The sequence below is a fragment of the Hymenobacter fastidiosus genome (genome assembly GCF_039539565.1).
In the GTDB taxonomy this organism is placed as follows: Bacteria; Bacteroidota; Bacteroidia; order Cytophagales; family Hymenobacteraceae; genus Hymenobacter; species Hymenobacter fastidiosus.
In genome coordinates this window covers 19,205-37,208 of record NZ_BAABDJ010000007.1, presented here as the reverse complement: position 1 = coordinate 37,208, position 18,004 = coordinate 19,205, and the positions used below count along the sequence as shown (strand labels likewise).

Here is an 18,004-nt window from a genome sequence, read left to right as displayed (position 1 = left end):
TTAAGCAGTAGGGACAATAGGAGCGGGGAGGAGCTGCCCGCTCAGCAGCCGGGGCAACAGTGCGTCGCGGGTGGCGCGAAGCAAACCCATCTGGTTTCTGATATTTTCACATTTAGAAAAAAATGGTTTAACTGATTTTGCAAAATTATTTTGCTCAATCAGCGGAGGTATAATAATCTGTTTACTCAATAAATCAGTCCAATGCCGTTTATATTCTTGAGTTTCTATTAGGCTTTTTATAGCTTCATATAGATAATAAGCAGGGGTGAATTTATTGCTTGCAATAAAGGGGATAACGTTTTCAGCCAGTGAGAATGGCTGAGCCATAAGTGTCATTTTGCAACTATGGTCACCGAATGTAATTATCGGCGTCTCTATTGAGGCAAGATGGTCAGGTTCTTTATCGTGATATCCTAAAAAGCCTGATACAGATTGGTCGACAACAATAACTTTCCCTTCGCTGTCAACCTCGTCAGGTTTGAAGGTTTTGCCGAATTTTAAACGCTTTACAACAGATTCCACAGTTGTCACCTGCCACCCCGTAGGGAACTCCCCATTCGGCCCGGCCGCCGCGCCGGGGCAGCGCCCGCGCACGAACCACTCTCGGTACAGCTCCTGCGCCAGCCCTTCCAGTGCCGCTACCTGCGCCTGGTAGTTCTCCAGCAGTGCATCGTAACGGCCAAGCACCGTCGCTATCTGGCGTTGGAGAGATAGGGGAGGAAGTCTTACAGGGATAGATTTTAGCATTTCTAAGCTGACGAAGCCCTGTGCTGCCCCACTTTTTATTGCTTCGATATAATTTTGAACGAAGCTTGATGTTAGGTAATAAAATAAAAAACGCGAATCGAGTAATTGCTTAGGCCTTATAATGGCCACACTGCTGGATATACCGATTACGTCCTCTGGTTTGACAAGATATGGAGAACCCAATGAGCCAATAATGCCAAGAAGCAAGTCATTATGTGTAGGCTTTGTTACAGCTTTCGTTTCTTTGAAATGCTTGCTGTAGTTGAATGGTGAAATATAGTCTACATCAGACAGGTCTATAATCCCCTTTTTAAAATTCTTAGAGGATAAATACAGAATACCTGATTCCACTCTTTCAATACTTGCATGTGCACCATCACCAACCAAGCACAAATTTCCCAATTTATTGTTCTCCCACATCACGTTATTCCCCCCGCGTTACATCCATGAATAATATCCGCACATCCTGCGCAATCTGCTCTTGCAAGGCATCGGCTTCCGCATGTAGGCTGGCCAGCTGCTCGGCCTGAGTCTGTACAAACTCCTTGAATTCTTCCGGCGTGCGGCCGTCGTCTTCCAGGGCCACGCCCACGTAGCGGCCGGGGTTTAGCGAGTACTGCTGCTCCGCGATATCGGCCCGGCTGGCCCGGTAGCATAGGCCCTCCACGTCGCGGTATTCACCGTCGGGGAAGTGGTCATCCAGCCACGCCAGCTGCGCGGTAAAGTAGTTCACCCGTTCCAGCACGAACAGCAGCAAGTCCCGCTCTTCGCTTAGCTGCCGCAGGCCCCCGCGCAGGTTGGCCGCGGTCCAGCTCTTGTCTTTAGCGGTCCGCAGCTCCTTATCGGCAAATGTCACCAGTGCCTCGGCCTGCTGGCTCAGGGATAGTAGCCCGGCCTTATCGGTCGGCAGCGTGTCGGCCGTCAGCTCAGCTAGGGTAACTATGGATTCCGCCCACGTGGCATTGGCAGCCAACGCCGCCTGGGCCTCCGGGCTAAGCAGCAGTTGGGCGTTTTCCAGCCAGTCGGCGGTTTGTTGGGCCAGTTCCGCCAGGGCGGTAGCGTAGGTGGCGCGGTGCTGGGCCAGGCCGTAGTAGCTGCGCGCCGGCTCAAAGTCCGGGTCGGTTACCGTCGTGTCGCGCCAGGTGGTTAGCGCCGCCGCGTACTGCTGCCGCAGCGCCTTAAACTTGCCCGTTTCACCCCGGTACAGCCACACTATGGCCGCCAGGTTCTGCTGCTGGGCATCGGTAAACTCGCGCAGCTTGCGCGTTATCTGGTTGTAAACCCGCCGGGCATCAATGAACAGCGTTTGGTCGTGGCGCGGATGGGCCGCGTCGGTCTTGGCCCGGTCCAGAAACCACAGCGTCACGGGCAGCGTCACGGTATAGAAGAAGTTGGAGGCAATGGTTACCATCACGTCCACCATGCCGTCCTGCACCAGCTTGGCCCGCGCCTCGGCTTCCGCCCCGCGCGCATCCGAGGCCGAGTTGGCCATCACGAAGCCCGCCCGGCCCGTCTCGTTCAGGGCCATGGCAAACAGCGACACCCACAGGTAGTTGGCGTTGCCGTAGGTTTCGGCGGTTTTGCCCTTGCCCTTCGCCGCCAGCGCCGGCCCGTAGGTTGTAAACAGCGAGTGCCCGTCGATGTCGGCCGCACTCACCCCGTCCACATTAAAGGGCGGGTTGGCCATCACGAAGTCAAACTTGCCCGCCGTGTCGGCGTAATCGTCCTCGTACGCACCGGATGCCAACGACGAATTCACGTTCCGAATGTCGCTCTTCAACCCGTTCACAAACAGGTTCAGCCGCGCCAGCATGCTGGTTTCGGCTTTCTGCTCCTGCCCGTAAATCGACAAGTGCCCCGCCTCCTCGTGGCTGCGCACAAACTTGGCCGACTGCACGAACATGCCGCCCGTCCCGCAGGCCGGGTCCAGGATGCGCCCCGTGTGGGGCTCCAGAATCTCCACAATCAGCCGCACCACCGAGGTAGGGGTGAAGAACTCACCGCCCTTCTGCCCCTCGCTCAGCGCGAATTTACCCAGGAAGTATTCGTAAATCTTCCCGAACACGTCGCCCTCGGTAATCTTGAGCCCGGCAATTTCGCGCAGAATCCCGCGCAGCACATCATCGGGTATCTTCCGGTAGTCGGCCTTGGGCAGCACGATGCCCGCGTCGGGGTTGGCCTCCTCGAAGGCCTCCATGGCCTCAATCACCTTCTCCGGCGCGCTGTCGTTGGGCCCCAGTTGTAGCAGCGTGTTGTCGTAGTGGGCCGCCTCGGGCACCACGAAGCCAATCACCCGCACGTAGGTCTGCTCCGGCTCTTCTACGTTGCGGCCCGTCTGCTTAGCCGCGTTCTGCCCCTCGGCTTCGGCCCGCAGCTTCTCAAACCGGTTGGTGGCGTAGCGCAGAAAGAACAGCCCCAGCAGTGGGGCCGCGTATTCGCTCGCTTTCAAATTGCTCTTGGCCCGCAGCCGGTCGGCAGCAGCCCAGAGGTTGTCTTCAAACACTTTCGGGCGTGGCACCCGGTCAAACAGTAACGAATTCAAAATCAATTATTGTAGTGGTAAACAAAGCAAAAACCCATCACCTCCTCCGCAGAGGCATTGCCTAAATGTACAGAGCTGTTAGCAGGGTACAACGCAATACAACTAAATCAGTGTTGCGGACTAAAATATTTAGTATCTTTACTAACGCTGCTACATCTTATTCTGTTACCCACCACAAGTACTCTACCTGCCTTCCAGCCACACCTACCATTCTCGTTTTATGATCAACTTCAACTCCTTACTTACCGCCGAGAGCCCGGCACAGCGCGCCGCCCGCAAAACCGACTTATTCTTACTGCTTGACCAGATTGGTCAGGAGCTGGAAATCCCGGCGGCTCGTTACCAGGAGGCCGAAAAACGTTACGGTAGTGTCATTACCTACCTCGACGATTGCCCCGTTCTTGGCTCCCTTCAGCCTCATGCTTTTCCGCAGGGTTCGTTTGCATTGGGCACCACCGTGCGCCCCCTCCACGGGGAGGAGTATGACCTCGATTTTATCTATCTACTGCAGGGTGCCCGGCCTCACCTCTACAACCAGCAGCAGATCTACGATTTCCTCTTCCAGCGCTTGAAAGGGCATGGCACCTACGCCGGCATGGTGGAACTGAAAAAGCGGTGCGTCCGCATCATCTACGCTAATGAATTCCACCTCGATATAACCCCGGCCGTCAGTAATCCGGTCTGCCGTCAGGGCAGCATCCTGGTGCCCGACCGTAAGCTCAAGATCTGGAAGCCTTCTAACCCGGCCGGCTACGTTACCTGGTTCAAGCCCATTGCTGCCCTGGTACCACGCACCCAGCAGTTTGATAAGGAGTTTTCCGTCGGCCGCCACTTGGTTACACTGGCCTCCGCCGAGCCTGTCCCGGCCCAGAGCGAGCCCCGCGGCATTCTGCGCCGGGCTGTCCAGTTTATGAAGCGCCACCGCGACGTGTTCCGCGAAAACAACCCCCAACTGGCGGACTTCGCGCCTATTTCCGTCATCATCACCACGCTGGCCGCACACGCCTATCAAAAGGCCATCGGCCTCACTGCCTACGAGTCCCCCTTCGACGTGATGCACACCGTTATTGAGCTGATGCCGCAGTTCATCGATATCTACTACGATTGGCAGGGTAAGCGAATCTACACAGTGAAAAACCCTACCGTCGACGGCGAGAACTTCGCCGACAAGTGGCAGACCGACGAGTATTACAACACATTCATGGCCTGGCACCGGGCCGTGCAGCAGGACCTGCTCAACCTCCAGAACCTGCGCGGCCGTGACGAGCTACGCAAGTCCCTGCAGCTGACGCTGGGCGGTTCAGAAGTAGGGCGGGTTTTCGATGGCGCAACCCAGGCAATATCCCGAGCACGCGTTGAGGACCGCCTGGCAGTTGCTGCTCCAGTTCGGCCCGCTTCTCTAATCACTGCCGCGGCTGCTATATCGGTGCCTCGCAATAATTTCTTTGGCCAATGAGCGTCATGTTCCAAGGCCGCAAAGTGCTAACCTTAGCCCAGCAGTATGGAACCCTCCGGCAAGACTGGCCTGAAGGTCAGGGAGGCCTGACTAAAACCGGGTTGGAGTGGTTTGTGGCCCTGCAGCCTGCGCCTTCGAGCCGCATGTATGTTGTCCGCCTTACATACCGGTCGCTCAATAGCTACCCGCAGGTTCACGTGGTCAGCCCCTCACTGCGAGAGCTGGCGGGTCCTGGCAAAATACCGCATCTGTATTGCCAGCGCACCCTGAGATTGTGCCTGTTCACGCCGTGGCTGCGCGAGTGGCAGCCCCACCAGCGTATCTCCCGCACCCTGGTTCTGTGGGCCGAAACCTGGCTCTATTATTTCGAAGACTGGCTGTCCACCGGCGTATGGCAGGGGGGAGGGTTTCATCCTGAGCCTGCTGCTGCCCGTCCTCGCATCCGCTTCTAGTCACATCTGCCCTCCATGACAAGCCCTAAACCAAAAAAAGCGCGTGCACAGCCAACAGCAACCAGTGACAAGGATGTTGCCGACAAACGGAAAAAGCCCACAGCTAAAGTCCAGCGCCAACTTTATGTGCAGGCGGGTGGGCAGTGCCAGTTCTGCCGTACTCCAGTGTTAGAAACAGCTGACTCTGGATACTACGCATTCAACCGCGGCGAAATGGCCCATATTGTCGGCCAAAGCCTGCATAGTTCTTCTCCTCGCGGCAACTTTCCTTTACCCAAAGCCGAGCGCGACGAGGTAGACAACTTTATGCTGTTATGCTCAACCCACCACACCATCATTGATAACCCGGCCGCGCAGAAAGACTTCCCGGTAGAATTGCTCCGGGAAATTAAGCGCAAACATGAAGACCATATCCATCATGTCACCGGCTTGCCTCACAGCAACCATACCTGTGTTGTGCGCCTGCTAGGCCGTATCCGGGGTAACACCGTGCAGCTCACCCGCCCCGAGTGCAACAGCGCCACGCTGCAGCACAATCCGCCACGTTTCGCCGATTTCGCGCTGGACCTGTACCGCCAAGGCACTGAAATTGACCTTTGCCATCTGGGAGAGCCGGAAGAAGACTCCGAATTCTACTACAAAAGCGTCCGCCGGCAAGTAGACCAGGGGTTGGCCCTAATCCGCCAGGGAGTAGAAGAAGGGCGGATTGAGCACCTGTCAGTTTTCGGCTTTGCCCGCATCCCGGTGCTTATATACCTCGGATTTAGCCTGGGCAACAAAGTGGGCAGCACCCTATTCCAGCGCCGCCGCGTCGACGACCACCATTGGCATTGGCTCCCCGACGTGCCACCCCAAACCTTCGTCTGGCAGCTAATCCAGTCCGGTTTCGACCCAACACGTGTTGCCGTTATTCTGAATATCAGTGGTTCAATCCACCGCCAAGAGCTTCCCGCTCACATCGACGAAACCTACACGGTATTCTTAATAAAGCCTGCCGACTGTGACCCTCACCCGGATTCCGTCCTGTCGGTCGAGTCCCTAAATGAGTTTCGCAAATGCTACCGCCGCTGGCTGGCGCATCTGGAGGTCAAGCACAAATTCGCTCCGGCCATCCACCTGTTTCCTGCTGTACCTCCTGCAGTAGCTGTTGCCTGCGGCTTGGACCTGATGCCCCATACCCAGCCAGCCCTTGTTATTTACGACCGGATGCCGCACGATTTTGCTGCGGCACTCACTATTAATTAAGCTTAATGAGTCTCTGAGCGTCTTGAACTAAATAGTGGCCTCTCTGAAGAAATCCTGTTTTTTTACATTAAAGAAATGATTTGACCTGCGTTTAGGAACGCCCCTACTTGCAGTGAGCATCTTTGGGGCTAATCTTTTCTTGTGCTCTCCTGCGTTTACGAGTTCGCCTGACGAAGGTAGTGCTTAGGGGATAGCAAAAAGGAGGCTGACGAATAGATCCGCTTAACGGTGTGGGTATTCGTCAACCTCCTTTTTTATCTACCATTTTATTTTGATTCGTTAGAGGAGCGAGGCGTGTCCCACACCCTTGCCATATGGTCCCGCTTAAGCTTGTCCGTGACTTTAGCATAACGCTGGAATGTTTTGTCGCTACTATGTCCGGTATACTGCTTGATAACTGGCACAGGCATGTCAGCGGCTAAGCTGAGTGTAGTAAAGGTCTTGCGGGCAATGTGAGACGTCATTAGCTCGTACTTGGGTACAATCTCTTCTATGCGCTTGGTACCCTGAATGCGAACTACTTGTATCGAGCTATCAATGCCGCACACTTGACCAAGTTCTTTCAAATACTTATTATACTTCTGCTCGGAAATGCGAGGGAGTCCATTCGGATACTTTTGTAAGATGTTCCGCGAGTACTGATTCAAGTCTATGTAGACCCACTCTCTGGTTTTCTGCTGTCTCACAGTCAGCACTCCATCACGTACCTGGTCTACACTAACTTTATTCAGGTCGCTGAAACGTAAGGCTGTTGTGCAGCCCAAAACGAACAAATCCCGGACACGATCCAATCGTTCGTTCATGGATAAATCAGAAGTGACAATAATCTGAAATTCCTCCTGGGTGAGGTATACAATGTCGTTTTCTGTATAGTCAAGCAGCTTGAACCGTTCATACGAACGGTTCTCTGTCAATCCCAACTCAACGGCGTGTCCCATGACAGCCTTTACGCGTTTGAGTTGGTTGTTGATAGTGCCATTGGAAAGTTGGCACTCTGTGATAAAGTAATCTACCAAGTCGTGATAGAGGCGCACATCAACACGGTCAAACGGCAGCTCCGTTTTACGAGTCGTTGCATAAGACCGCAAGTGGTTTAGCGTAGAGCGGTAGTGCTTGACAGTACCAACTGCTTTTGCCGCCTTCGTTTGCTCAATGTATTCCGCAAAAAGGGTGAGTAAATTATACGCCGGCTTCTCCTCAAGAATGGCTGTAGCTTGATGAGGAGCTGCTTTAGCCGCCGCCACTGCTTTCAGCTGTTCGCGAACATAGCCTGGGGTAGCGGGAATACCGTGGTGGTCGGCATCGGCAATAATCCGATTGACCGTTGATAAGTGATTACTGAGCGCGGCATTTAGCTTCTTGACCTCATCGGAAGTGCCAGCCACTTTTTGATGGCCAGCATTCCACTCGTCGGGGCTGATTTTCTTGCCAGTGGAGTAATAATGATTTTGACTTTTGTAGACGTACTGGACATAGACAGTCGTCAGACCGAAGCTAGTGCGGTCATTGCGCAAGCGGAGTTTTGTGGCAGCCACAGAGTGGAGAAATAGTGGGTATGGACCAAAGGTAGTAAAGAGAAAATGGGTATGCAAGTGGGTATGTTAGGGCCAGCATAGACCAGTAAAATCGGTGTCCCTGTTGATGCTAATATGCCCCTGTATGCTAGGAATGACCATAGTAGGGTATAACCTAATAATATACATGTGATTCCAGCGGGATCACCAAAAACCTCGATTGCAAGCTGCAATCGGGGTTTTTATTTTTTGGCCCATCCGGTCAGATCCGTTCCTCAGCTGAAGTCCGGGCGCCGGTTTCGTTATAAAGCGAAAGCAGCTCCATTGGCCCTTAGGGAGGCCACGTAGATTTTGGTAGCCCGGGCGCCCCGGTTGATAGTGCCTGGCCTTGAGCTATCTTCGCTCAAGCTGCCCGCCACTACCGCTGCCCTGCCCTGCCGCTTATGAACCGCTTCGACCGTATTGTGGCCCTGCTTATCCAGCTCCAGGCTAAGCGCGTGGTAAAAGGGCCGGAGCTAGCCGCCCGCTACGGCGTGAGTTTGCGCACCATCTACCGCGACCTGCGCACGCTCGAGCAGGCCGGCGTGCCGGTGTGGGGGGAGGCTGGCGTGGGCTACTCGCTGGCCGATGGCTACCGGCTGCCGCCGGTGATGTTTACCCGCGACGAAGCCACGGCCCTGCTCACCGCCGACAAACTCGCCGCCCAGCTCACCGACGTCCCCACGGCTCAACGCAGCCAGGCGGCTATGGACAAGCTGCGGGCCGTGCTGCGCCGGGCCGACCGCGACTACCTCGAAGCCCTGAGCCCGCACATCACCGTGTATCGGCCCTGGGGCGCGGAAACCGGCGCCGTGCCCGACGCCCAACACCAGCTGCTGACCAGCCTGGCCACCCGGCGCGTGGTGCGGCTCGACTACCAGGCCGGCTACAACGGTCAGCTGACCGTGCGCGAAGCGGAGCCCATTGGGCTCTACTATGCCCAGCACTGGCACCTGGTGGCTTTCTGCCGGCTACGCCAGGACTACCGCGACTTCCGGCTTGACCGGATTACGCGGCTGGAGCTGCGGCCCGAGCAGTTTCGGCCCCGCCCCGACACCCTCGACTCATACTGGCAGCGCAAGGCCGCCGAGCGGCAGCTGATCAAAGCCGTGGTGCGGTTCGGCCCGGCGGCCTGCCGGCAGCGCCTGGGGCAGAAATACTACTTCGGCTGGGCCCACGAGCAGCCCACGGCAACCGGTAGCCTGGACCTGACCTTCTGGGTGCCCTGCTCCGGGGAGCTGGCCCACTGGCTGCTGCCGTTTGCCGATCAGGCCACGGTGCTGGAGCCACCGGCTTTGCAGGAGCAGCTGCGCGAGCTGGTACAGCGGTTGTATCAGCATTACCACTGAAGGGTAGTTTTTTTTACTAAGTTTTTTATAGCTGCTGACATGCAGCTGTCAGGCCGCGGGGGAAGTTTTGGGCATTGTTCACCTAATCTTATTAGCCATGACCATTGCCCCTGTCGCGCCCCTGGTTTCCGCTCTGCTATCTGAGCTGGACCGCGAAATTGAGTTGACCCGCCGCGTGCTGGAACGGCTGCCCGAAACGGCGTTTGACTGGCAGCCCCACGTCAGATCCTACACCGCTGGCCAGCTGGCCTCCCATCTGGTGGATATTCTGGCGTGGGTGGCCCCTACGTTTGCCTATCCCGAATACAACATGGCTACCGATGGGGCCGAAGGCTCGGTGCCCGCTGCCACGCGGGCCGAGCTGCTGGCGCGGCTGACCACGCACGGAGCCGCTGCCCGCCAGGCCCTGGCCGCCGCCACTCCCGCCGACCTGGCGGCGGTCTGGACCTTCCGCAACGGGGAGCAAATCGTGTTGCAGCAGCCCCGGGCCGAAGTGGTGCGCGAGTCTTTCCTGAGCCACTTCATCCACCACCGGGCTCAGCTAACGGTGTATCTGCGCCTGCTCGAGGTGCCCGTACCCGCCCTCTATGGCCCTACGGCCGATGAGCCGCAGGGGCGCGAAGCGGTACCGGCCTGACGGCTGGCCCGTCTGTTTTTGCTTTCGCCCACCTCATCCGCCCAAGTATGCCAGCTCCTGTCGTAGAAGTATTCCGCACCACCGTGGCCCGTCGGGCCGCCGCCAGCCTGCTCCGGCAGCTGCACCGCCACTTTCCTGCCTGGCGCATCACCTTCGACCTCGCCGATGCCGACCGGATCCTGCGCGTGCAAACCACCGGTGGCCCCGTTGATAGCAGCCGCGTAGCCCAGGTGCTGCACGCCCGGGGGTACTGTTGTGAGCCGCTGCCCGATTAGCCAGGGAAGTAGTCTTGCTTATCCTCGTCGCGAAGTGGTTGGCGAAAAGAGCGGTAGGGGCGGGGCTTGCCCCGCCCGTCGTTGAACGATTAGGGCCGGATTCGGGCAACGACGGGCGCGGGCAAGCCCCGCACCCTACGGCGTGACGAGTATAGCTGTGCATTGCCGTCACCCCGCCCAGCCTTCGCGGTCGAGGCTGCGGTACTGAATGGCTTCGGCCAGGTGCTCCAGGCGGATGTCGTCGGTGCCGGCGAGGTCGGCAATGGTGCGGGCCACTTTCAGGATGCGGTCGTAGGCGCGGGCGGAAAGGCCCAGACGCTCCATGGCCGTTTTGAGCAGGGCCCGGCCGGCATCATCGATCTGACACAGGTCCTTCACCATCTGCGGCGGCATCATGGCGTTGCAGTGCACGTCGGGGAACTGCCGGAACCGCGCGGCCTGGACCGTGCGGGCCTGTTCTACCCGCTGCTGAATGGTGGCGCTGGTTTCCGACGGCCGGGTTTCCGTCATCTGATCGAAAGTGACGGGCGTAACTTCCACGTGCAGGTCGATGCGGTCGAGCAGGGGGCCGCTGACTTTGTTGAGGTAGCGCTGCACCACGCCGGGGCCGCACACGCACTCCTTCTCCGGGTGGTTGTAGTAGCCGCAGGGGCAGGGGTTCATGCTGGCAATGAGCATGAAGTTGGCCGGAAACTCAATGCTGACTTTGGCCCGGGAAATGGTCACGCGGCGCTCTTCCAGGGGCTGGCGCATCACTTCCAGCACCGTGCGCTTAAACTCAGGTAGCTCATCGAGAAACAGCACGCCATTGTGGGCCAGGGAGATTTCGCCCGGCTGCGGGTTGCTGCCCCCGCCCACCAGGGCCACGTCAGAAATAGTGTGGTGGGGGCTGCGAAACGGTCGGGTGCTGAGCAGGGAAGCGTTGGCCCCCAGCTTACCCGCCACCGAATGAATCTTGGTAGTTTCCAGGGCTTCCTGCATCGTGAGCACGGGTAGAATACCCGGCAGGCGCTTGGCCAGCATGGTCTTACCCGCCCCGGGTGGCCCGATCATAATGGCATTATGGCCGCCGGCGGCGGCTATTTCCAGGGCCCGCTTGATGTTTTCCTGGCCCTGCACGTCGGCAAAGTCGGCGGTGTAGAGGTTGGCGGCCTGCTGAAATACCTGGCGGGTGTCGAGCGTGACGGGGGTGATGGTCAGCCGGTTCTCGAAGAAATCGATGGCCTGCTGCATGGTTTCGACGGGCAGCACGTCGAGGTGGTTGACGATGGCCGCTTCCTGGGCATTTTCTACCGGCAGGATGATACCCTTGAATCCTTCCTTGCGGGCCTGAATGGCGATGGGCAGCACCCCGCGAATGGGCCGCAACGCCCCGTCCAGGGCCAGCTCCCCCATAATGATATAGTCGCCCAGCGCTTCGGTGACCAGCTGCTGGGAGGCGTGCAGGATGGCCAGGGCAATGGGCAAATCGTAGGAGGAGCCTTCCTTCCGGACATCGGCGGGCGCCATGTTGACCACTACCTTGGTGCGCGGCATCCGGTAGCCCCGGAATTTCAGGGCCGCCTCAATGCGCTGCTGGCTTTCCTTGATGGCGTTGTCAGGCAAACCCACTACGTAAAAGTTCGTGCCCTGCGACACTACCACTTCAATGGTAATCGTATTCGCATTCACGCCCTGCACGGCCGACCCGTAGGTTTTGGTAAGCATAGCACACGACGAACAGGGATGGGAAGGATAAGGCTAATATAGAGTTATTGAGGTGTAATGCCTTAACCAATAAGAACGTCATGCCGAGCGCAGCCGAGGCATCTAGCATGGTGACGTCAGATTACTAATCCAACGATACCACGCGAGATGCCTCGGCTACGCTCGGCATGACGTTCTTATTGGTTATTGCCTAGGGCGCTACTTCACCAGCTGCTCGATCAGCATAATCATGATGTGAATAGCTTTGATGTGGATTTCCTGCACCCGGTCGGCGAAGCCGGAATGAGGGGCGCGGATTTCCACGTCGCAGATGGCGGCCAGGGCGCCGCCGTCTTTGCCGGTCAGGGCTACTACCTGCATTCCGGCCGCCCGGGCGGCTTCGGCGGCGCGCAGCACGTTGGGCGAGTTGCCGCTGGTGCTGATGGCCAGCAGCACGTCGCCGGGGCGGCCCAGGGCCTGCACGTAGCGGCTGAACACGTGCTCGTAGCCGTAGTCGTTGGCCACGCAGCTCATGTGCGACGCTTCGGTGAGGGCAATGGCGGCTAGGGCGGGACGGTCCTGACGGTAGCGTCCGGTGAGCTCCTCGGCAAAATGCTGGGCATCGCAGAGGGAGCCGCCATTGCCGCAAGTCAGGATCTTGCCCTGAGCGCGCAGACTGTCCGCCATCAGCCGGGCGGCCTGCTCGATACTGTGGATATGCTGGGGGTCGGCCAGAAACTGGTCGAGGACGGCGCGGGCCTCGGTTAGTTCGGCCCGGATAAGGTCGGTGAGCGGGGCAGGCACGGCAGCGGGATTACAGCGCCGGACGGTTGTTGGGGTCCGGAGCCGGGGGCGTGGAGATAATAGCATTAGGCTGGTTCAGCGGCACGTTCAGCAGGCCGGGGTCGGACTGGGGAAAGGTGGGGTGCTCCACATCGTGCGCGGCGCGGGTGGGCTGGGCCGCGTAGGCCGGTGCGGGTTCGGGCACCACGACGGGAGGCAGCGCGGTGGTACCCCCCGGGCGCGTCGTCGCTTCGCCGCGCGGGTTGGCCTGCTGGTCGTAAAGCTTGGCTTTAAGCTCGTTTATCTTGCCGGTGTGGGTGGCTACTTCCCGGCGCAGCAGCACGCTGTCGAGGTTTTCGGTGACAAGCTGCAGGCCCAGCAGGACCAGCCCCGTAATAAACAGCGCGTAGTACAGCCCAATGGGCCCGCTGCTGAACATGCCTTCGAAAGAAGCACGGACGGACGGCACGAGCACGAGCAACAGTCCGAGCAGAACAAAAACCATCACGAGGATGGTGACGAGGCGTTTGATGGCAAGCATGAGAGGGAGGTAAGAATCCGGAAAAACCGCTGGCCTGGTCAGGTGCCGGTTACGGGTTGCCAGTTGCGGGGGCAGTTGTCAGTTACTGGTTGCTGAGACCATAGGTTACAAACGTACTAGTTACAAATGAACCGGGAATTACCAATTACCAACATACAACCCGCAACCCGAAACTGGCAACTGGTAACCGGCAACTGAATCAGGCAACTGGCAACCGGCACCTGAATCAGGCCAGCATGCCGTTGGTCTGCATCTGGTTGAGGCGCTGGTAGAGGCCGCCGCCGCGCAGCAGGTCGTCGTGGGTGCCGCGCTCTACGATGCGGCCGTGCTGAAGCACGATGATTTCATCGGCGTGCTGAATGGTGCTCAGGCGGTGGGCAATAACCAGGGACGTGCGGTTCTGCATTAGCCGCGTCAGGGCTTCCTGCACCAGCTTTTCGCTTTCCGTGTCGAGGGCCGAGGTGGCCTCGTCGAGGATGAGGATGGGCGGATTGCGCAAAATGGCGCGGGCAATGCTCAGGCGCTGCCGCTGCCCGCCCGAAAGGCGCGAGCCCCGGTCGCCGATGGTGGTCTGGTAGCCCTCCGGGGTTTTGATGATGAACTCGTGGGCATTGGCAATTCTGGCGGCTTCCATCACCTCTTCCTCAGTAGCTTCGGTGTTGAAGCGGATGTTGTTGAAGATGGTGTCGTTGAACAGAATACTTTCCTGGGTCACGATGCCCATCTGGTCGCGCACGGAGTGAATGGTGCAGTCGCGCACCTCATGGCCGTCGATGAGGATCTGGCCGCCGGTGGGGTCGTAAAAGCGCGGCAGCAGGTCGGCCAGCGTCGATTTGCCGCCGCCGGAAGGACCGACCAGGGCCACGGTTTTCCCTTTCGGAATGATCAGGTTGATATCCTGCAGCACCGGCTGGTCGCCGTAGCTGAACTGGAGGTTGCGCAGCTCGATCTGCTGCCGGAAGGGCGGCAGGACCTGGGCATCGGGCTGGTCGCGGATGGCGGGCTCGGTGTCGATGATGCTCAGGATTCGCTCCCCCGCCACCAGCCCGCGCTGAATGTTGCCGAACGACGACGACAGGGCCTTGGCCGGGGTGAGCACCTGCGAAAACAGGACCACGTAGCCGATAAACGTTTCGCCATCCAGGCCCGACTGCCCGCCGAAAATCAGGGTGCCGCCAAAATAAAGTAAACCCGCTACCACGGTCACGCCCGCAAACTCCGAAAACGGGGAAGCCAGGTCGCGGGTGTTATCCATGGCGCGGGAGGTGCGGGCGTACTGGTCGTTCTGGTCCTCAAACTTGTCCTTGATATAGGGTTGGGCGTTGAACGCTTTGATAACGCGAATGCCGCCCAGCGTTTCATCAATTACCGAGAGCATGGTGCCCAGCGTTTTCTGGCTTTGCTTGGCCTGAGTGCGCAGGCGCTTGGCTACGCCGGCAATAAGGACGCCCGAAATCGGCAGCAGCACCAGCGTAAACAGTGTCAGGGGGACCGATATGTAGAACAGGAGGGCAAAAAAGGAGATGATCTTCAGCGGCTCCTGAACAACGGCCGTCAGCGTATTCACCACCGAGGTTTCCACTTCCTGCACGTCGCTGGTAAAGCGCGACATCAGGTCCCCTTTCCGCTCACCGCCGAAAAAGCTCAGCGGCAGTCCGATGATGCGGTGGTATAGGTCACGCCGCAGGGTGCTGATGACGCGGGCCCGCACCTGGGCCAGAATGCGCAGGCTCAGGTAGCGGAATACGTTGCTCATCAGCACCGATATTACCACAATGATGCACACGAAGGTGAGGGCGCCCATGTTGCCGTAAGCAGCCAGCACGTCGGCGAAATAGTAGTAGAACGTGTCCTTGATCCAGTCGAGGCTCACGCGAAAGGCGGGCAGGGTAGCAGGGGCCTGGAGCGGCACCTGCGCCGTTTTATCAAACAGCACCTTGAGCAGCGGAATGATGAGCGTGAAGTTGGCCAGGCCAAAAAATATGCCCAGCACGGTATACACCAGGTACTGCGGCAGGAAGCTGGCCAGCGGCCGGGCGTAGTGCAGAATGCGGAGGTAGGTCTTCATGACGGCCGCAAAGGTAACCGGCATTCCGTTGCGGGGCGGGCAACCTTTCGCGGCTGACGAGCGAGTACCGGCTGTACTTCATTCACGACTTCTTCATGGAACGCAAAGAATTCATTCAGCTCTTCGGCCTGGGCGCGGCGGCTATTCTGACTACCGGCTGCCTGGGCGGCTGCTCCAGCACCAAAGGCGACGACCCGACCCCGGGCGGGGGCACTCCGCCAACCCCGGCCGCCGTCGATTTCACGCTCGACCTCGGCGCCCCGGCCAACGCAGCCCTGAACAATCCGGCCCTGGGCTACGTGTACAATGCCAGCGGGCAGGTTATCGTCGCCAAAACCAAAGCGGGCGGCTATCTGGCGGTGCAGGCGCCTTGTACCCACCAGGGGGTTAAAGTGGAGTTTCAGCCTAATGAGGGCAATTTCCTCTGTCCGCTGCACGGGTCCCGATTCAACGCCGATGGCACCGTGGTCAATGGTCCGGCCATTACTGCGCTGAAACAATATACGGCAACGCAGACCGGCAATTCCCTGCGCGTAACGAGCTAGCGGCCGCCAGCCGAAGTCACCCCGGCCCCCGCTCTGCTGTGGCCGTCAACGCAAAAAAAACCTCGTCGATTGCGGGCGACGAGGTTTTTTTTGCGTTGACGGACGGAAACAGGGTCGGATGGCTTCCCGGTTAAAACTCATGCAGGCGCTGGGCAATGTTCCAGCGGACGGATACCGAAGAAAAAGCCTCGGTGCCGTTGCCCAGGGCTCCCGCGTCGCCGGTCTGGCGGCGGATGATCTGCTTGGCGTCCAGCCACAGGTTGTGGTGTACCTGGTAGGTCGCGGTCAGGTCGCCGTGCAGCAGGTTGGTGGTGTTGCCCTGGCCCACGCGGTTGTCGAAATCCTGCACCCGGGTGTTGTACGACTTAAGCACGCTGCCGCCGTAGTTCGACAGGGAGGTGGTGCCATCGGGGTTCGACAAAAGAACGTCCTGGCCCTGCTTCGAATAGAATCCTTTCGCCACCACGTTCAGGCGCGGCAGGGGTTGGTAGCTCACGATGCCGATGATTTCGTACAGATTGGCCCCCATGGGGTGAGCCAGCGGCTGCCGGTAGTGCTGGTAATTGGTGAACTCGGTACTGTGCTGGTAGGTGTAGGGACGGACGTAGTTGAATTCAGCCTGCAGATCGAGGTTGCGGATGCCGGCCACGTCGAGGTACTTACCGCCGAGCTGGAAAGCCTGCTTGTTGGCCCACCAGCCCCGGCCCGAGCGCACCTGGCTCACCACCAGCTCGTCGAGCATCACCTGACCGTAGATCTGGCCGCGGCGCCTGATGTTCCACTTGAAGTCGGCGCCGAGCAGGGCATTGTCGGCTGAGCCAATCTGCTGCTCCACGCTGCGGTAGAAGATAACCGGGTTCAGGTACTGCAGCTCAAACCGCCCTTTGCCCCGCGAAAACATCACCGTCTCGAACAGCCCCACGTTGAAAGTCGGCGTCACGTCCAGGCTCAGGTGGTGCAGGGCCATATACTTTTTGGGGTACACCCGGTCGGGGCCGTTGGCGGTGGCGCTCAGCTCGGCGAACAGGTTCTGGTAGTTGAACTTCCAGATGCGCGTGTTCAGCTTCAGGAAGAAGTAGGGGGCCGAATAGTCCGACAGAATCAGGGAGCGGTAGCCGTTGCCGATGAAGTTGCGGTCGTGGCCGAGCTGCACGTTGATGTGCCTGGTGGCCGCGTAGGTGAGGTAGCCGCGGGCGGTAAAGAAGTCGTACTGGTCGCGCTTGCCCTTGAAATACTTCCAGTAGCCCTCATGGGGTACGATGCTGTCGCGCTGTACCCGGTTCAGCACGTAGGCGGGCACGGACATCTGGTTGTCGGCCAGAAACGTGTAGAAGCCCAGCCGGCCATCAATAGTGCCTTCTACCTGCACCCCGCGGGTGTTCACGTAGCGCAGGCCGTCGCTCTGGTTGTCGTAGCCGGCCTGCAGGGCCGCCACCGGGTTCACCCGCAGCGTGAAGTCCGGATTATCGACCTGGAACAGATCCGACTGCCGGGTGTAAAACTGCTTAAGCACGGGCCGCCGGCCCTGATTCACGGCCGAGTCGGCGGTAGTGTACTCCCAGTTGTCGCGCAGCAGATAGCCGGCATTGAAGCGGTCGGCGGCTGATAGGCCGGCGGGGTTGCCCTCGCTCAGCAGCCGCTCCCCCAGCCGGGCCACGCCCGCCCGGTGATAAGGTCGTACCGCCGTGTAGGGGTCGCCCAGCGAATCGGGGCCGTACTTGATGGCGTAGCGGTCGATGAGGCGGTACACGTCCTGATCCAGCGGTACGTAGGTGGAGCCCTGGGTCACCTTGGCAGAATAGCGGACGGCGGGCAGCGGTTGGGCCGCAGCGGGCGCGGCCACCGGAGCCGTTACCGCCGCAGCGGGCTGCTCGGCCGGAGTTTTCTCCGCTTTGGTTTTGGGGGCGTCTTCCGGCGCGAGGGGATGATCGAAGATCAGCCAGACCGGATCTTTGTCGGTAGAAGCGGGAGGCGTGGTTTGGGTGGGCGTGGTCTGGGCCGTAGCCGCGGGCGCAAAACCGCCGAAAACCGGCAACAACAGCAATAGGAATTTCTTCATGAGGGCAGGGGCCGCGCTTCGGGAGGAACCTCCGGCTTACGCAAACCTACGCAGTTACCGCGGGAC

Annotated in this window: 15 protein-coding genes; 7 read left to right on the top strand and 8 right to left on the bottom strand. The window is 59.0% G+C overall.

The annotated features are described in order from the left end of the window. Both ABD833_RS05110 and ABD833_RS05105 read right to left on the bottom strand, forming a co-directional pair. Positions 1–1,167: a restriction endonuclease subunit S gene (locus ABD833_RS05110; RefSeq protein WP_345071416.1), complete on the bottom strand. Its 1,167-nt coding sequence runs from the start codon at positions 1,165–1,167 to the stop codon at positions 1–3. 4 nt (positions 1,168–1,171) lie between these two features. Continuing rightward, positions 1,172–3,265, bottom strand: coding sequence for a type I restriction-modification system subunit M (locus ABD833_RS05105; RefSeq protein ID WP_345071414.1), 2,094 nt, complete (start codon positions 3,263–3,265; stop codon positions 1,172–1,174). A 244-nt stretch (positions 3,266–3,509) separates the two neighbouring features. On the opposite strand from ABD833_RS05105, the gene ABD833_RS05100 reads away from it, so the two are divergent. Genes ABD833_RS05100 through ABD833_RS05090 form a run of 3 tightly spaced genes read left to right on the top strand, consistent with a single transcriptional unit; the run spans position 3,510 to position 6,442 of the window. After that, the gene (locus tag ABD833_RS05100) at positions 3,510–4,745 is read left to right on the top strand and encodes a nucleotidyltransferase domain-containing protein (protein WP_345071412.1); all 1,236 of its coding nucleotides are present in this window, start codon (positions 3,510–3,512) and stop codon (positions 4,743–4,745) included. Beyond that, a complete protein-coding gene (locus tag ABD833_RS05095) occupies positions 4,742–5,197 on the top strand; it encodes a type II CBASS E2 protein (protein WP_345071411.1) in 456 nt (151 codons plus the stop codon). Before ABD833_RS05100 ends, ABD833_RS05095 begins: the two co-directional genes overlap by 4 nt. Positions 5,198–5,212: 15 nt before the next feature. Next, positions 5,213–6,442 carry an SAVED domain-containing protein gene (locus ABD833_RS05090; protein WP_345071409.1) on the top strand — a complete coding sequence of 410 codons (1,230 nt, stop codon included), beginning with the start codon at positions 5,213–5,215 and terminating at the stop codon, positions 6,440–6,442. A gap of 266 nt (positions 6,443–6,708) precedes the next feature. On the opposite strand, the gene ABD833_RS05085 is transcribed toward ABD833_RS05090, so the two are convergent. Further along, a complete protein-coding gene (locus ABD833_RS05085) occupies positions 6,709–7,977 on the bottom strand; it encodes a phage integrase SAM-like domain-containing protein (RefSeq protein WP_345071407.1) in 1,269 nt (422 codons plus the stop codon). A gap of 422 nt (positions 7,978–8,399) precedes the next feature. On the opposite strand from ABD833_RS05085, the gene ABD833_RS05080 reads away from it, so the two are divergent. From ABD833_RS05080 to ABD833_RS05070, 3 genes are all read left to right on the top strand, one after another. Beyond that, positions 8,400–9,344, top strand: a complete 945-nt coding sequence (locus ABD833_RS05080; RefSeq protein ID WP_345071406.1) for a helix-turn-helix transcriptional regulator — start codon at positions 8,400–8,402, stop codon at positions 9,342–9,344. Between the two features lie 97 nt (positions 9,345–9,441). Further along, positions 9,442–9,981, top strand: coding sequence for a DinB family protein (locus ABD833_RS05075; RefSeq protein WP_345071404.1), 540 nt, complete (start codon positions 9,442–9,444; stop codon positions 9,979–9,981). A 47-nt stretch (positions 9,982–10,028) separates the two neighbouring features. After that, positions 10,029–10,256 (top strand): hypothetical protein, encoded by a 228-nt coding sequence (locus ABD833_RS05070; protein ID WP_345071403.1) that lies wholly within the window; start codon positions 10,029–10,031, stop codon positions 10,254–10,256. Between the two features lie 168 nt (positions 10,257–10,424). Here the strand turns inward: ABD833_RS05070 and ABD833_RS05065 are convergent, their stop codons facing one another. The 4 genes from ABD833_RS05065 to ABD833_RS05050 all read right to left on the bottom strand — a co-directional run bounded on the left by ABD833_RS05065 (position 10,425) and on the right by ABD833_RS05050 (position 15,334). Further along, positions 10,425–11,963, bottom strand: a complete 1,539-nt coding sequence (locus ABD833_RS05065) for a YifB family Mg chelatase-like AAA ATPase (protein ID WP_345071402.1) — start codon at positions 11,961–11,963, stop codon at positions 10,425–10,427. Between the two features lie 198 nt (positions 11,964–12,161). Further along, complete coding sequence (gene lpcA, locus ABD833_RS05060; protein WP_345071401.1) at positions 12,162–12,746, bottom strand: D-sedoheptulose 7-phosphate isomerase; 585 nt, start codon at positions 12,744–12,746, stop codon at positions 12,162–12,164. A gap of 10 nt (positions 12,747–12,756) precedes the next feature. Beyond that, positions 12,757–13,266 (bottom strand): hypothetical protein, encoded by a 510-nt coding sequence (locus tag ABD833_RS05055; protein ID WP_345071399.1) that lies wholly within the window; start codon positions 13,264–13,266, stop codon positions 12,757–12,759. Positions 13,267–13,492: 226 nt separating this feature from the next. Then, positions 13,493–15,334, bottom strand: coding sequence for an ABC transporter ATP-binding protein (locus ABD833_RS05050; RefSeq protein WP_345071398.1), 1,842 nt, complete (start codon positions 15,332–15,334; stop codon positions 13,493–13,495). A gap of 95 nt (positions 15,335–15,429) precedes the next feature. Between ABD833_RS05050 and ABD833_RS05045 the strand changes: the two genes are divergently transcribed. Further along, positions 15,430–15,879, top strand: coding sequence for a QcrA and Rieske domain-containing protein (locus tag ABD833_RS05045; protein WP_345071397.1), 450 nt, complete (start codon positions 15,430–15,432; stop codon positions 15,877–15,879). Between the two features lie 130 nt (positions 15,880–16,009). Here ABD833_RS05045 and ABD833_RS05040 read toward each other — a convergent pair whose 3' ends face one another. Further along, positions 16,010–17,938 carry a capsule assembly Wzi family protein gene (locus ABD833_RS05040; RefSeq protein WP_345071396.1) on the bottom strand — a complete coding sequence of 643 codons (1,929 nt, stop codon included), beginning with the start codon at positions 17,936–17,938 and terminating at the stop codon, positions 16,010–16,012. Positions 17,939–18,004: the final 66 nt, after the last annotated feature.